This is a genomic window from Pedobacter sp. CG_S7, assembly GCF_040544395.1.
GTDB lineage: Bacteria > Bacteroidota > Bacteroidia > Sphingobacteriales > Sphingobacteriaceae > Pedobacter.
In genome coordinates, this window is sequence record NZ_JBEONS010000012.1 from 77,741 (window position 1) to 93,633 (window position 15,893).

Annotated in this window: 15 protein-coding genes; 12 read left to right on the top strand and 3 right to left on the bottom strand. The window is 38.6% G+C overall.

The genetic code is table 11. The features are described from left to right. Nucleotides 1-3 precede the first annotated feature (3 nt). The 3 genes from hisC to hisG all read right to left on the bottom strand — a co-directional run bounded on the left by hisC (nucleotide 4) and on the right by hisG (nucleotide 3,254). Nucleotides 4-1,044 carry a histidinol-phosphate transaminase gene (gene hisC, locus AAKU52_RS08780; protein ID WP_354332408.1) on the bottom strand — a complete coding sequence of 347 codons (1,041 nt, stop codon included), beginning with the start codon at nucleotides 1,042-1,044 and terminating at the stop codon, nucleotides 4-6. Then, a complete protein-coding gene (gene hisD / locus AAKU52_RS08785; RefSeq protein WP_354332410.1) occupies nucleotides 1,034-2,332 on the bottom strand; it encodes a histidinol dehydrogenase in 1,299 nt (432 codons plus the stop codon). The genes hisC and hisD overlap by 11 nt, the downstream gene beginning before the upstream one ends. Before the next feature lie 67 nt (nucleotides 2,333-2,399). Then, nucleotides 2,400-3,254: an ATP phosphoribosyltransferase gene (gene hisG / locus AAKU52_RS08790; protein WP_354332412.1), complete on the bottom strand. Its 855-nt coding sequence runs from the start codon at nucleotides 3,252-3,254 to the stop codon at nucleotides 2,400-2,402. 236 nt (nucleotides 3,255-3,490) lie between these two features. Here hisG and AAKU52_RS08795 point away from each other — a divergent pair, with 236 nt between their 5' ends. The 12 genes from AAKU52_RS08795 to AAKU52_RS08850 form a co-directional block, all read left to right on the top strand. Continuing rightward, nucleotides 3,491-5,065 (top strand): L,D-transpeptidase family protein, encoded by a 1,575-nt coding sequence (locus AAKU52_RS08795; RefSeq protein ID WP_354332414.1) that lies wholly within the window; start codon nucleotides 3,491-3,493, stop codon nucleotides 5,063-5,065. Nucleotides 5,066-5,201: 136 nt separating this feature from the next. Further along, the gene (locus AAKU52_RS08800; RefSeq protein ID WP_354332416.1) at nucleotides 5,202-6,464 is read left to right on the top strand and encodes a dihydroorotase; all 1,263 of its coding nucleotides are present in this window, start codon (nucleotides 5,202-5,204) and stop codon (nucleotides 6,462-6,464) included. Next, on the top strand, nucleotides 6,457-7,128 hold the full coding sequence (locus AAKU52_RS08805; RefSeq protein WP_354332418.1) for a hypothetical protein: 672 nt from the start codon (nucleotides 6,457-6,459) through the stop codon (nucleotides 7,126-7,128). Before AAKU52_RS08800 ends, AAKU52_RS08805 begins: the two co-directional genes overlap by 8 nt. Nucleotides 7,129-7,148: 20 nt before the next feature. Further along, on the top strand, nucleotides 7,149-7,694 hold the full coding sequence (locus AAKU52_RS08810) for a DUF4199 domain-containing protein (RefSeq protein WP_354332420.1): 546 nt from the start codon (nucleotides 7,149-7,151) through the stop codon (nucleotides 7,692-7,694). Nucleotides 7,695-8,015: 321 nt separating this feature from the next. Beyond that, nucleotides 8,016-8,969: a glycosyltransferase family 2 protein gene (locus AAKU52_RS08815; RefSeq protein ID WP_354332422.1), complete on the top strand. Its 954-nt coding sequence runs from the start codon at nucleotides 8,016-8,018 to the stop codon at nucleotides 8,967-8,969. 3 nt (nucleotides 8,970-8,972) lie between these two features. Then, nucleotides 8,973-9,941 (top strand): glycosyltransferase family 2 protein, encoded by a 969-nt coding sequence (locus AAKU52_RS08820; protein ID WP_354332424.1) that lies wholly within the window; start codon nucleotides 8,973-8,975, stop codon nucleotides 9,939-9,941. Then, a complete protein-coding gene (locus AAKU52_RS08825) occupies nucleotides 9,938-10,726 on the top strand; it encodes a hypothetical protein (protein WP_354332426.1) in 789 nt (262 codons plus the stop codon). Before AAKU52_RS08820 ends, AAKU52_RS08825 begins: the two co-directional genes overlap by 4 nt. 9 nt (nucleotides 10,727-10,735) lie before the next feature. Next, on the top strand, nucleotides 10,736-12,238 hold the full coding sequence (locus AAKU52_RS08830) for a GH3 auxin-responsive promoter family protein (RefSeq protein WP_354332429.1): 1,503 nt from the start codon (nucleotides 10,736-10,738) through the stop codon (nucleotides 12,236-12,238). A 47-nt stretch (nucleotides 12,239-12,285) separates the two neighbouring features. Further along, nucleotides 12,286-13,437 carry a 1-deoxy-D-xylulose-5-phosphate reductoisomerase gene (locus AAKU52_RS08835; protein ID WP_354332437.1) on the top strand — a complete coding sequence of 384 codons (1,152 nt, stop codon included), beginning with the start codon at nucleotides 12,286-12,288 and terminating at the stop codon, nucleotides 13,435-13,437. A 35-nt stretch (nucleotides 13,438-13,472) separates the two neighbouring features. Further along, complete coding sequence (gene rseP / locus AAKU52_RS08840; RefSeq protein ID WP_354332431.1) at nucleotides 13,473-14,804, top strand: RIP metalloprotease RseP; 1,332 nt, start codon at nucleotides 13,473-13,475, stop codon at nucleotides 14,802-14,804. 6 nt (nucleotides 14,805-14,810) lie between these two features. After that, nucleotides 14,811-15,332, top strand: a complete 522-nt coding sequence (gene hscB / locus AAKU52_RS08845) for a Fe-S protein assembly co-chaperone HscB (protein ID WP_354332433.1) — start codon at nucleotides 14,811-14,813, stop codon at nucleotides 15,330-15,332. 339 nt (nucleotides 15,333-15,671) lie between these two features. Next, a partial coding sequence (locus AAKU52_RS08850) for a transposase (protein ID WP_354332435.1) occupies nucleotides 15,672-15,893 on the top strand: 222 nt, incomplete at its 3' end.

Below are 15,893 nucleotides of genomic sequence, written 5' to 3' on the forward strand. Positions count from 1 at the left end.
TAGTTAAAGCGATTTTAAAGCCTGTAATAATGTCTTATTTTCTGTGGGTGTACCAATGGTGATTCTTAAGCATCCTTCGCACAAGGTTACCTTAGAACGGTCCCTTATAATGATGCCTTGTTCAACCAGTGCGCCATAAGTTTGTGCTGCATTTTCAACTGCTATCAGGATGAAATTTGCATCAGAAGGATACACCTTTTTTACCAAAGGAAGGGTTGCTAAAGCTATACTCAAAAGATCTCTTTCCTGAACCGTTGTCTTGATCCATTCGTTCACCTGGTCAACATTTTTTAGCGCATCTAAAGCCAGGTCTTGTGTTGCCTGATTGATGTTATATGGAGGCTTCACTTTATTCAAAATATCGATAACTGGTCGTGCTGAAAAAGCCATTCCTAAACGCAGTGCCGCAAGGCCCCAGGCTTTGGAAAAAGTTTGTAAAATAACCAGGTTACTGTACTCCGTTAACTCAGCAATAAATGTCTTCTGACGGGCATAATTTATATAGGCCTCATCGATGACTACAAGTCCTTTAAAGTTCGCTAAAATAGTCTCCACATCTGTACGGATTATAGCGTTACCAGTAGGGTTGTTTGGCGAGCAGATAAAGATAAGTTTAGTGTGCTCATCCATAGCTTCAGCAATGCCATCAAGGTCAAGCTGGAAGTTTGGTAAAAGGTTCACTTTACGAACTTCCACATTATTGATATCTGCAGAAACTTCGTACATCCCATAGGTAGGAGGAAGGATGATGACATTGTCTTTTCCAGGCTCACAAAAAGCACGGAAAAGGAGGTCTATAGCTTCATCACTTCCATTGCCCAGAAAAGTGTTTTCGATCGGCACGCCTTTAATTTTGCTGATGGCATCTTTAAGATCTAATTGCAGAGGATCTGGGTAACGGTTATAGTTTTGTTCCAGTGGTGACCCAAAGCCATTTTCATTGGCATCAAGGAAAATGCTGGCCTGTCCTTTATATTCATCCCTCGCAGTAGAGTAGGGGCGTAAGCGTTTAATGTTTTCGCGTTGTAGGTTATTAATATCCATCTTGTGTATTTAAACGAATAGTGATTGCATTTTTGTGTGCTTGCAGGCCCTCGGCTGCAGCAAGCACTTCTACAGTTCTTCCAATTTGAGCTAAACCCTTAGGGCTGATTTGCTGAAAGGTGATCTTCTTAACAAAAGAATCAATTGAAACACCAGAATAAGCTCTGGCAAAACCACTTGTTGGTAAAGTATGGTTAGTTCCAGAAGCATAATCACCTGCGCTTTCTGGAGTTAAATTACCTAAAAAGACGGAGCCCGCATTGATAATTAAAGGAATTAAAAACTCGAATTGTGTTGTAGCGATGATTAAATGCTCAGGTGCATATTGGTTAGAGAAATTCATTCCCTCCTTCATGCTTTCCACTTTTATAGCATAAGAATTAGCGATTGCTTTTGCGGCAATGGCCTCCCTTGGTAATTCTTTAAGCTGATTATCAATTTGTTCAAGCGTTTCAGCTATAATTCTAGTAGAGTTAGAAACTAAAATAGCCTGACTATCAACACCATGTTCAGCTTGTGCGAGTAGGTCAGCAGCAACGTATGACGGATTGGCAGTGTCGTCTGCGAGTACTAATACCTCTGAAGGACCAGCGGGCATGTCGATTGCCGTTAACGTTGTTGACTGTATACACTGCTTGGCGTAGGTTACATATCTGTTACCCGGACCAAAGATTTTATCTGCTTTAGGAATGCTTTTTGTGCCATAAGCCATTGCGGCAATAGCTTGGGCACCGCCCACTAAAAAGATCTTTTCTATACCTAAAAGTTGTGCACAATAAGCCAGGTAACAATTGGTTTTACCATCCGCTTGTGGAGGGGAGCATACAGTAATTTCTGCACATCCGGCAAGTTTAGCAGGGATGCCGAGCATCAGGAAAGTGCTAGGTAAAACTGCTGTTCCGCCCGGAACATAGAGTCCTACACGCTCTATTGCGCGTGTTTCTCTCCAGCAAGTAACACCAGGCATGGTTTCAACAGCAGCCTCTTTAATGATTTGTGTAGAATGGAATTTACTGATATTGGCAAAAGCCTGGCCAATAGCTGCTTTAGCCTCTAAAGGAATAGTAGCAGCAATAGCGCTAATCTCTTCCTTGTTGATGAACAGGCTGTCGAGTTTCACTTTATCAAAAGCCAGCGCATAATCAAATAAGGCTTCATCTCCGGTAGTTTTAACCTTGTCGATGATGTCTCTTACCCGTTCTTCTATGCTTTTATCGTCTTCCAGTTGCCTCAAGCATAAGTTATCAACTTCTTGTGTAGATAAATCGTTATAACTGTAGATTTTCAATGCTTTATGTTTTGTGTTTAACTAATAGTTAATGGTTGATTAAAGTCTTTTATAGTAAAAAAGCTGCTTAAGTAATGATTTTTTCGATCGGCATTACTACGATACCTTCTGCACCGGCGGCTTTAAGACTATTGATTTTTTCCCAGAAATCTTGTTCTGCAATGACCGAATGAACGGCAACCCATCCTTCTTCAAATAGGGGCACTACTGTAGGGCTTTTAACACCAGGCAGTAAATCAACAACATTTTGAAGGTTAGCTTTAGCCACATTTAGTACAACATATTTTGTTTCTTTAGCCCGCATTACGGAACGTATTCTTTGCAATAACTCCTGTACTTCAGGGATCAGCTCGGAGTCTTTTTTTCCTATCAAAACAGCTTCAGATTTCATGACTTCGGCGAATGGTTTCAGTCCATTGCTTTTCAGCGTGCCACCGGTAGAAACGATGTCGCAAATGGCATCACTTAATCCAAGTCCGGGGCCAATTTCTACTGATCCTGAAATGGTTCTGATCTGCACATTTTTTACGTCATTTTCATTCAGGAATTTCTCCAGAATAATAGGGTAAGAAGTAGCGATAGCCTGTCCTTCCAATTGTTGGATTTCGGTGATGTTACTGCTGTTTGGAACGGCGATTTTTAAGGTACATTTTCCAAAGCCCAGCTTCTGTAAATAGGTAACTTGAGCACCAGCTTCGGTGATTACATTTTCACCAACAATACCCAGGTCTGCAATACCATCCTGAACGTATTCAGGGATATCGTCATCCCTTAAGAAAAGAATTTCCAGCGGGAAATTATTTACCGATGTGATTAAGGAGCTTTTGTAGTTTTCAAAGGAAAGGCCACAATTTTTAAGAATTTCTACTGATTTTTCGTTTAACCTACCCGATTTCTGGATAGCTATTTTGAGTGTTTTCACTTTTGTTGATTATGGTATGGAACAAGAAAATATAAAATTCGGAAACAAGTTTTGAAGTACAAAACATTACATATACATCGCCAATTGGCGATGGTGCAAATGTAAGTGATGGTTCAAGTGTTTATTCATTTTATTTAAGTTCCTAATCATTGATGCGGAGCATCCTAAGACGATGCAAATATAAGAGAAATAATTTAAACAAGGAATATTTGCTTACTTTTGATTTTTTTAATGCTTTGAAAAGAATCATAGGAATACTTCTGTTGTTGAGCCTTGTGTTACAGGCTTGTAATTGGTTTAAAGAGACTCCGGAAACGGGTTTGGTTTTGGCTGGACATTTTAATAATAAGCTTTATAAGGCATTTGATACTGCAGCCTATAATCAGGTTTTTACACTGCATTTTGATGCCAATAAAAAGGATTTATCTAATCCAAATACTATCGGTAGTTTTTACCAAAACAGGGAATTCAGCCCGGAATTTATAACCCATCACTATGTGAATGGAGATTTGGATACTTTGATCAATTACATTAGCCGAAGCAGGCAACATGGATTTAATCCGGAATATTTTGGTTACCAACGACTGCTCCAATTAAAAGAAACATTGGATGCTAACGGCTTCCAAACGATAGCTGAAGCCTATCCTGTACTGGCCGACTTAGAAATTCAGGCGGCAGAATCGCTTGTAAAATACTATAGTCTGGTTTATTTTGGCAGCCTCAATCCTCAGAAACTACTAAGCAGGTATTACATTACTGTAAAGCGACCAGACAGTGCAGGACTAATAAAGGTTTTGTCGACCCCAGACCTGGCAAGTTTTTTAAAAGAGATACAACCGGTTTCCGATCAATATTTAGCTTTTCAAAAAGAGTTAATAAAGGTTCAGTCTGTAAAAGGAGCTGAAGAAAAATTAAAGACCATATTGGTCAATATGGAACGTTTAAGGTGGAAACTTCCGGAGCGGGGAGAAGAGTATGTGGAAGTTAATATCCCTGATTTCTCTTTAACCTGGTTCAAAGACCAGGACACCTTGAGCCACATGAAAGTTTGTGTAGGAAAAAAAAGAGAAGATAGTTATCAGGAGAAGCTGAAAACTTTTGTGAAAACAGGAAACCTTGATGATAAACCAAAAAACCATGAAACGCCAGTATTATATAGTAAGTTGAATTCGATCCAGGTTAATCCAATATGGAATATTCCGGTAAGCATTGCCCAAAGTGAAATTTATTACCAGGCATTGAGAGACCCCTATTACCTTTCGAATAACAATATCAGGGTATATCAAAAAGGTAAACTGGTTGCAGATCCCGACACAATTCAATGGAATTCTTACTCCAGAGCTAAATTACCCTTTCAGTTTAAACAAGGATCAGGTGTTGGGAATGCCCTCGGAAAATTTAAGTTTATATTCGATAACGGTTCCAGCATTTACCTGCACGATACTAACAATAGATCAGCTTTTAACCAGAATAACAGGGCTATTAGTCATGGTTGTGTGCGTGTGGAAAAGCCTTTAGAATTTGCCGCTTTGCTGGTGAAAAACAAAGTGCAATACGATCAATTGCGGATGGAAGTAAACTTACCACCTTTAGATACGACAAAAATGAAGGTTTACCAGAAAAAGCAGCTTAAAAAATTAGATACGGTTAATTCTTTTGTGTTAAAACCAGCATGGTTTGGTACTAAGAAAGCTATTCCATTGTATATCAATTACGTTACCGCCTGGTGGCAAAATGGAAAATTACAGCAAAGGGCCGATGTTTATGGCCAGGATGAAACGCTTTATATTAAATTGAAGCGATTTCTTTAAATTATATGTCCTAGACTAAGCTTTTGAAGGAAAAAAGGCAGTGCTTTATATAAAATTGCCTAGTTTTGTATGCTGTTTACTTGCGGTTGAAATAGTGACATTCGATTTTTTAACGACTAAAGAATAAACAAAAAAGATGAACCTTCTGATCAAAAGCGTTTCCATAGCCGACCCCAGTAGCCAGTTTAATCAACAAAATTGTGACGTACGAGTAGTGGGAGGTATGATTACCACCATTGCGGCACAACTTAGCCCCAACGATGGGGAAGAGATTTTTGATGGTAAAGGTACTTACCTTTCACCAGGTTTCTTTGACCTGAACTGCTCCATTGGCGATCCCGGATATGAAACCAAGGAAGATATTGCTTCTGCGACGGCTGCGGCTACAGCAGGTGGATTTACTGCTCTGGCAGTTTTGCCCAATACACAACCTGTATTACATTCCAAATCTCAAATTGAGTACATCGTAAATAAGGCAAAAGGGAATTTAGTAGATGTTTTCCCAATAGGTGCCATTAGCCTAAATTTAGAAGGGCAGGAACTTGCTGAGCTTTACGATATGCAGCAAGCTGGAGCTGTAGCCTTTTCTGACGGCGAAAAGCCCATTAAAGATGATGGTTTTATGAGCAGGGCCCTGCAATATGCAAAAGGATTTAATGGCTTGCTGCTGGTTTACCCAGAAAACAGGTCCATTGCTGGCAAGGCACAGGTTAATGAAAGTAAAACCAGTGTACTACTTGGAATGCAGGGCATGCCTGCATTGGCTGAGGAAATGCAGATTTCCCGCGACATCTACCTGGCGGGTTATCATGATGCACCAGTACACATCCATAATATTTCTACAGCGGGTGCTGTAGCGCTCATCAAAAGAGCTAAGAAAGACGGTATAAAGATAACATGTGATGTGGCCGCTCACCAATTGGTGTTTACAGAAGAGTTGCTCAACGATTTTGACAGCAACTATAAAGTTAAGCCACCTTTAAGAGGTAAGGCCGATGTTAAGGCATTACTGAACGGATTAAAAGACGGAACAGTAGATGCTGTAAGTGCACAGCATCGTCCGCATGAAATAGAACTTAAAGAGGTAGAGTTTGGAATTGCAGCTTATGGCATTATTGCCTTGCAAACGACTTTGCCATTGCTTGTTAAAGCAGGACTAGATCCACAACAGATTGCCGCCAAATTAGCCATTGCCCCGCGCAGGATTTTGAATTTGCCGGTTCCAGTAATTGCAGTTAACGCAAAAGCTAATTTTACGCTCTATAGTACTGACCATAAATGGTTATATGATGCAAAAAGTAATGCATCAAAATCTTCAAATTCACCCCTGTTGAATCAAACATTAACCGGAAAGGTGATGTTGGTGTATAATAACAATAAATTTCAAGTATATGGATAGTAAAGTAGAAACAGCGCTAAGTGCGTCATTAGATAAATTTGCTACAACATCTGGAAAAGATGCTGCAGATTTGCAAAAAAACCTTTTAGCGGTTTTTAACCAGGATCTTGGCTTTTTGGAAAAAGTAGAAGCTTTTGATGCTGCATTAGATGAGTACCCTGCATTTGAAGAGCTAAGAGAAGTTTTCTTTGACTTGTTAATGATTAATTTCTTTGCCAATGACATGAAAATGCTGGATGAGGATTACCTTGATTCTGAAGAATGGGCAGCAATTGAAGAAGAAACTATTGACCGTGGTACGGAGCTGTTAAACCTTTTATTATACATCAATGAGTGTCATGATGAACGCATTAAGCCTGAGCTTGGTGATTTTTTAAAGGAATTCTTATTGGTAGAAGAAGATGAATTTCAGGATGAATTTCATATCTATGAAGACCTGATCAGTAACCAGCAGCTTGCAGAAAGTAGTATAGAAGATATTTGCAGTCACGCAGGTATGGTTGATCTTGGTGATGAGATGAGAGAATTATTTGTGCCCTTTATGGCCTTCTTCCATCAGCCAAAGTTCAATGAAACTGTAGTGAAAGATTTGGACGAGTATAGCACTAATTCTGATTTTGATATTGCAGTTTACACGTTAATTACTAATTTTAACTCAAATTAACTTTTATTAAATCATAATCAATGCAACAACAATTAGCTGAAATGGAAAAAAAGCCCAATATGCTGGCTTTTAAAAGTGCTGTAGTTTATTCTGTTTATTTTCTGGCACTGATGTTTATCTTTAAACTGGTAGGTATCAATCCAAATAATCCGGATCTTCCTATAGGAGAAAAGATTGTGAGTTCAGCTTTGTCGTATATCCCCTTCATTTTAGCAATTGTTTTTGTACAAATTACCCATAAAAAGGAATTGGATGATTACATTACTTTTGGGAGGGCATTTTCTGCTGGTTTTAAAGTAGCGGCCTATTCTGGTTTATTTATAGCGATTCTGATGATTCTTTATTATAAAGTATTAGATACTAAAGCTTATCAGGATTTGATGGATACCGCTTTGGAGGCTGCAGGAGATGATGACACCAAGATTCAAGGTATAGAAATGATGAGACCTTATATGGTGTTTTTTGTAGGCTTTGGAGCTGCCGTATTCTATACTTTTTTCGGGATGGTGGTGAGCCTGGTTGGGGCTGCGGTAATTAAAAAGGTGAAACCTTTGGATGTAGAATAAGTTATTATAATATTTTTTTAAGGCGGTTGGGCTTAGCTCAACCGCCTTTTTTTATTTTGTATACTTTGCTTGGATCCTGCAATCAACTTTTAGGTGCTCTTGAATATTATCCATATGTTGGTCGTGTTAACTGCGGGACAAGTCCGCACCTGGTAGGGAGCTTATAGGGACCTCGTTCGGGTAATTGGGTACAAAGTGCGAATGAGGTCACTACCAGGTAACCCATAATACGTGGATATACACAAACGAATATTGACTTTTTTCTTATTTTGTCGTTTTATTTAACAAAATTTGCACTTTGCTTTAGCATTAAATACATTCATGGATATTTCTATAGTAGTACCCTTATATAATGAAGAAGAGTCGTTACCTGAGTTAACCTCATGGATAGCCAAAGTAATGGCAGAAAACGACTATTCTTATGAGCTGATTTTTATTGACGATGGCAGTACAGATAATTCCTGGGCTGTAATTGAAGAATTAAAGTTAGCGTATAATGCAATAAAGGGCGTAAAATTCAGGAGGAACTATGGTAAATCTGCTGCCTTAAATGTTGCTTTTGATGCAGCACAGGGAGATGTAGTAATTACTATGGATGCAGACCTGCAAGACAGTCCTGATGAAATTCCCGGATTGTACAAGAAAATTAAAGAAGAGAAATACGATTTGGTTTCTGGCTGGAAAAAGAAACGTTATGATCCGATTACCAAAACCATACCTACAAAACTATTCAATGCCGCGACGCGCAAAATGTCTGGCATACAATTGAATGATTTTAATTGTGGATTAAAAGCCTATCGGAATGATGTAGTGAAAACGATAGAAGTTTATGGAGAAATGCACCGTTACATACCTGTAATTGCAAAATGGGCAGGGTTTAAAAATATAGGGGAGCAGGTTGTAGAACACCGTGCACGTAAATACGGGGTAACTAAATTTGGGTTCAGCCGTTTTATTAATGGTTTTCTAGATCTCTTATCCATATTTTTTGTGGGTAAATTTGGCAAAAGACCGATGCATTTTTTTGGATCAATGGGGGTGCTAAGTTTCTTAATAGGCACTTTTATGGCCTTGTGGATGATAGGTGAGAAGCTTTACCACATTGCCTCCAACGAGTCTTACAAAAGGGAAATTACAGACCAGCCTTTGTTTTATATTGCATTGGTTGCCATCATATTGGGTTCACAACTGTTTTTAACAGGATTTGTTGCAGAACTCGTTACGCGGAATGCAACGGAGAGAAATCAATATCTCATTGAAAAAAACATCAATTAAAGGATGTTTTTTTCAATCATTATTCCCCTTTATAATCGTCCGCAGGAAATAGACGAATTACTAGCTACATTGGTTAGGCAGACTTATATGCAGTTTGAAGTACTGGTGATTGAAGATGGTTCCGTTAATGATGCCAGGGCAATCGTAGAAAAATATGCCAATCAATTGGATATTCACTATTACTATAAACCAAATGAAGGGCAGGGATTTGCCCGTAATTATGGTTTTGAAAGAGCTAAAGGAGATTATTTCGTGATTTTTGATTCCGACTGTCTGATTCCAGAAGATTACCTGGAGACGGTTGATGCCTACCTTTTTGAGCATAATTTAGCTGCCTATGGTGGTCCTGATGCTGCGCATGAAAGTTTTACTGCTGTGCAAAAGGCTATTAGTTATGCCATGACCTCACCATTTACCACTGGAGGCATACGAGGTAATGCAAAACACATCGGACAATTTCACCCGCGTAGTTTTAACATGGGAATTTCCAGGGAAGTTTGGGAGAAAGTAGGTGGCTTTGTTCTGACGCGTTTAGGAGAGGATATTGAATACAGCATCCGCATCCAGGAAAATGGATTTAAGATTGGCCTGATCCCTGCGGCAAAAGTATATCATAAACGGCGCACCAGTTTTGGCCAATTTTATAAACAGCTGCACTTTTTTGGCAGGGCAAGGATCAATATTTACAAATACTTTCCGGCAGAGTTAAAAATGGTCCACTTTTTTCCGGCAGTTTTTACCATTGGTTTAATGATAACCATTTTGTTAAATGTTTCGTATCCACCATTAGCTTATATTTGTAATATAATTTTACTGGGGTACTTTGGGACGCTGTTTTTGCATTCCTGGAGTGTAAACAAATCATTTAAAGTTGCATATTTGAGTGTAATTGCTGCATTTATACAACTAACAGCCTATGGCTTGGGCTTTATACAAGATTTTGTTAAAAGAGTAGTATTAAAACAACAATGATAGAATATTTAAAAGAAAGCACTTTTACTGTTAGTGAGGTGATTCAAAAAGCATGGCTGGTAACTAAAAGGAATTACTTTTCCATTGCAACATTATGTTTTTTGATGTTCCTTACTTCTAATGCATCAGGTATGATGGCCTTTTTTTTAAAGGATATTAATAAAGTGTTAAGTCTGTTTATGGCCGCGCTCTTCGTCATGTTTTATTTTACCATCAATCTTTCCCTGCTCAAGTATATTTTTCACTTGCTGGATGATGATGAAAATGATGTGAGCATTGTAAGTACTTTGCCAACACGACAACAAATTATACGTTTTTTAGTTGCCATGTGTTATTTCATGCTGTGCATAGTTGGCGTATATTTAGTGGTTATCCTTATAGGTTTTCCCTTTATTTATACAGGCATTAAGATGTCTATCATTACTAATATTGCCATATCTGTTGGCACTATAGCGATCTTTGTAACCTGGGTTAGGATTTCATTTTTTTCTTTTTTTATAATAGATAGAAACCTGCCGCCTTTTGGTTCTATAAAGTTTAGTCTAGCTATTACTAAAGGTAATTTCACTAAGATATTAATGCTTTCATTGGTGCTTGGCGGATTTTACATCCTCTACCTGCTATTAAGTTACCTGCAATGGCCGGTAATTTCTTTCGTTGTTAATGTATTGAGTTCTTTTATTATCGTTCCATTGTCAAATGTAGCATTAACCATTGCCTATCGTAAAATGATGAGCGAATACAAGGGAGAGGAAGAGCCTGATATTATTCACAATATTGTATAAAAAAAGTATATGGGATTAAAAGCAGCATTAAGTAAGCCAATTGCCGCGTTTATTGTGGGGCGGATGGAGAAATGGAAGAATAACGCGGTAAAGGCACAGCAAGATACCCTTACCGATATTCTTGCCTATGCAAAATATACGGCTTTTGGCAAGGATCATCATTTTGCCGCGATAAAGAATTACGAAGATTTTAAAAAGCAGGTACCTGTAAGGGATTATGAGGGTTTAAGAACATATATAGATCGGATAGTTGCTGGAGAGGCTGATGTGATGTGGAAAGGTAAACCCGCTTATATTGCTAAAACATCGGGTACTACCTCTGGGGCTAAATATATTCCTATTTCTAAAGAATCAATGCCGGAGCACCTTAAGGCAGCACGGAATGCATTATTAACCTATATCCACGAAACGGGGAATACTGATTTTGTAAATGGCAAAATGATTTTCTTGCAGGGCAGTCCGCTGATGGACTTAAAGAACGGCATTAAAATAGGCCGTTTATCAGGGATTGTAGCCAACCTTGTTCCAGCCTATTTGCAGAAAAACAGGCTTCCTTCGTATGCAACCAATTGTATTGAAGACTGGGAAGAAAAGATAGAAGCGATAGTTGCAGAAACCATAAACCAGGATATGACCCTGATTTCGGGCATTCCACCATGGGTACAAATGTATTTTGATAAGCTGATAGAGAAATCAAATGGTAAACAAATTAAAGCTGTTTTTCCTAATTTTAAATTGTTTGTCTATGGGGGTGTTAATTACGAGCCTTACCGGGCTAAAATTGAAGCCAGCATCGGCAAGACTATTGATGCCATTGAAACCTATCCAGCCTCTGAAGGTTTTATAGCCTATCAGGATAGTCAGCGGGAAAAAGGTTTATTGCTACTGGCAGATGCTGGTATGTTTTATGAATTTATACCTGCCGACGAATATTATAATGATCATCCTACCCGTTTAAGTTTAGGCGAAATTGAATTGGGTGTTAATTATGCGCTTATTTTAAGTACCAATGCTGGTTTATGGGGCTACAGTATTGGCGATACCGTTAAATTTGTTTCAAAGGCTCCGTACAGAATTATGGTGACGGGCAGAATTAAGCATTTTATTTCTGCTTTTGGCGAGCATGTGATTGGTGAAGAAGTGGAACATGCTTTATTAAGTGTAGCGAATGTAGAGGGAGTTGGGATTACAGAGTTTACCGTTGCACCACAAGTTATTGATCCGGAGGGGGGGCTGCCATACCATGAATGGTTTGTAGAATTCACTAACGCGCCCAAAGACCTGGCCGCTTTCAGTGCGAAGGTAGATGAAGCGTTGCAAAAGAAAAACATTTACTATTTTGACCTCATTGAAGGAAAAATATTACAGCCATTGGTGATTCGGACGTTGCAGAAAGATGCCTTTGTTAACTTTATGCGTGCAGAAGGAAAGTTGGGTGGACAAAATAAAGTGCCACGTTTATCAAATGATAGAAAGATTGCAGAAAGTTTAAGCAGTTATACGATTAAATAACATCGTCTGGAAATAGGCGTTTAAAGGAGGTAAAACTTTTGGCTATTATTAAAAATATAAGCATACTTGGGTCTACAGGATCTATAGGTACACAGGCACTGGAGGTGGTAAAAGCTAATCCAGACCGTTATCGTGTAGTTGCCTTGACGGCGCAACATAATGATGAATTGCTGATCAGTCAGGCTTTGGCATTTAAGCCAGAACTGGTGGTGATTTGTGATGAAACGAGGTATTTATCTGTAAAGGAAGGATTAGCAGGCACGGGAATAAAGGTTTTGGCAGGAGAAGCTGCTTTATGCGAGGCGGCAAGTTTGCCTGCTGCAGCATTGGTGTTGACGGCAATTGTAGGTTCGGTAGGGTTAAAACCCACCATTGCCGCAATTGAGGCAGGAAAGGATATTGGCTTAGCGAATAAAGAAACTTTAGTTGTAGCCGGTGAACTGATAACAGAATTGGCTAAAAAGCATGGGGTAAAAATTATTCCCGTAGATTCTGAGCATTCTGCTATCTTTCAATGTTTAGTGGGCGAAGAAGAAAATCCTTTAGAAAAGATTTATTTAACCGCTTCTGGTGGTCCGTTTAGAGGTAAGGACAGGGAGTTTTTGGCGAACGTCACAAAATTGGAGGCTTTAAAACATCCTAATTGGGTGATGGGTGCGAAAATCACGATTGATTCGGCATCGATGATGAATAAAGGTTTGGAAGTGATAGAAGCAAAGTGGTTATTTGACCTTCACATTGATCAGATTGATGTGATTATTCATCCACAATCCATCATTCATTCTATAGTACAGTTTCAGGATGGATCAATGAAGGCACAAATGGGCTTACCAGACATGAAACTGCCTATTCATTATGCTTTAGCTTATCCAAAGCGGGTAGAAAGTAAGTTTCCGAGGTTCAATTTTTTGAATTATCCGGCATTGACATTTTTCCCTCCCGATAAGGTGAATTTCAGAAACTTAGACTTGGCTTTTATGGCTATGAAACAAGGTGGAAATATGCCATGTATCATTAATGCAGCAAATGAGGTTGTGGTTAATGCTTTTCTGCAAGATAAAGTTGGTTTCCTGGAGATGAGCGATATCATTGAGCGGTGTATGGGCGAAATGAAGTTTGTTGATCAGCCTACGCTGAACAATTATTTAGAAACCGATGAACATACACGTATATTCGCAGGCGAACTTGTGACGAAGTAATTTTTTTTATCAATTAAAACACATTAATATAATATATGAGCGGATTGATTATGGCGGCCCAGTTGTTACTGGGATTATCGATATTAGTAATATTACACGAATTAGGACATTTTTTGGCGGCGAGAGCATTTGGGATTAAGGTAGAAAAGTTCTATTTGTTTTTCGATGCCTGGGGTGTAAAATTATTTAGCATAAAAAGAGGAGATTGTGAGTATGGTATAGGATGGCTTCCTTTGGGAGGATATGTGAAAATTGCCGGTATGATTGATGAATCAATGGATACCGAACAAATGAATCAACCTGTGCAATCATGGGAATTCAGGTCTAAACCAGCCTGGCAGCGGTTAATCGTTATGTTGGGTGGGGTATTTGTTAACATTGTTGTAGGTATACTTATTTTCTGGATGCTTACTTTCAAATATGGAGAAACCTTTGTTCCAAATAGTTCGGTGCAGAGTGGAATCAACCCAGGATCGATAGGAAGAGAAATTGGTTTACAAAAAGGCGACCGGGTTATTGCGGTAAACGGGACGAAAGTAATTCGTTTTGAAGAATTAATTAGTCCTAAGGTTTTGTTAGGAAACACCAATTTAACAGTAGTTAGAGCAGGAAAAACACTTTATATTAAAGTGCCTGATAACATTTTAAATAAAGTTTCTGACCTGGGTATAGAAGAATTTATTAGTCGCACGCCTTTGTTGACCTCAACAATTGACAGTGTTGTTGCTGATAAACCTGCATTTAATGCAGGCGCACAAAAAGGAGACAGAATTACGGCCATTAACAGTGTTCCGGTTAAGTACAATGTTGATGTTGTAGCAGAAGTAAAGAAGCATAAAGGTGAAGAATTGGTTTTTACGGTGAACCGTGCAGGCCAGAATTTGAACTTAAACTTACCTGCAGATACCTCTGGTTTGGTAGGTATAGCTTTTAATGTGAATGAAATTAAGATTGAAACCATTCAATACGGACTACTACAAGCATTGCCTATTGGTATAAAGCAGGCATGGTTACAGTTTAGTACCAATGCAAAAGGGATAGTGAAAGTGGTGACCGGTAAGGTTGAAGCTACTAAAGCATTTTCGGGACCCGTAGAGATTGCTCGTAAGGTTTATGGTGGTGAATGGATCTGGGCAAGATTCTGGGCTTCTACGGCTTTTATATCAATAGCCTTAGCATTCATGAACCTTTTACCTATTCCAGCCTTAGACGGCGGTCATGTGGTTTTTTTACTCATCGAAATGGTAAAAGGGAAACCCCTTGGAGATAAGTTTATGGAGCGGGCACAAATGGTGGGCTTTGTTTTATTGCTCACACTCATGGTCTTTGTGCTGGGGAATGATATTTTTAAAGCTTTTACTAAGTAGCGTCCTATGAATTATTTTGAGCTATACGGTTTACCAATTACTTTTAATCCTGACCTTACTTTAGTTAAGCAGAAGTTTTATGAGCTGAGTAAAAAGTATCACCCAGACTTTTATATCAATGAAAGTGCGGAGAAGCAGGAGGAGGTTTTACAGTTGTCGACCTTAAATAATAAGGCTTACCAGGTGCTTAGTGATCCGCAAAAACGGTTGCACTATATATTAGAGATCAACGGACAAATTAAAGCGGGGGAGAACTATGTTCTTCCCCAAACTTTTTTAATGACCATGATGGAAGTAAATGAAGCACTAATGGAGCTGGAGTTTGAACCGGATGCCAGTAAGCTGCTTCAGGTAAAGGCCTTGGTTGATGAGATAGAAAAGGATTTGTTCGACGAACTTTATGTTTTAACGGCAACTTTTGAAGGGCTTATTCCTGCTGCACAGGAGAGCGCGTTGGTTTCTATTAAGGATGTTTATTATCGGAATAAATATCTGTTAAGGATTCGGGAGTCTTTGGAGAAGTTTTAGAAGGTTTATTTTTGCAGTGTTTGTTTTTGGAAAGGTGCTGTGTTTGTAGAAGGTTTGCTTTTGTACAAGAACTATAAGGAGTGTTTGCAATATATTTTATAAGTTGAGTTTTTTGTATTCTTGTCTTTGGTTTATGAATTGGTCATTATATAGTCGTCCCTTAAAAACCAAATAAACATTTGATAATCAATGATTTATAGATAATTATGGTATGATTTTTGTGTATAAATATGCAAGAAATGAGTATTTTTATGTTAATGCCTTGCAAATTTTTTCTTTATGTTGGCTAAGAAATCATTAAATAATGGTCCGAGTTTACTCTATTAGTCGCTGTCAGTGATGCTCAACCAAAAAGACCCCTTGTTTATTTTGGCAGAACAGGTGAACTGGTCTATTTTTGAAGAAGCCTTTGCACCATTGTACTGTTTAGATAACGGTCGGCCCGCGAAACCCATCAGGTTAATGGTCGGCTTATTGATCCTTAAACATCTGCGTAATATTTCTGATGAGAACATAGTGGAACAATGGTCGGAGAATAATTACTACCAGTACTTTTGTGGC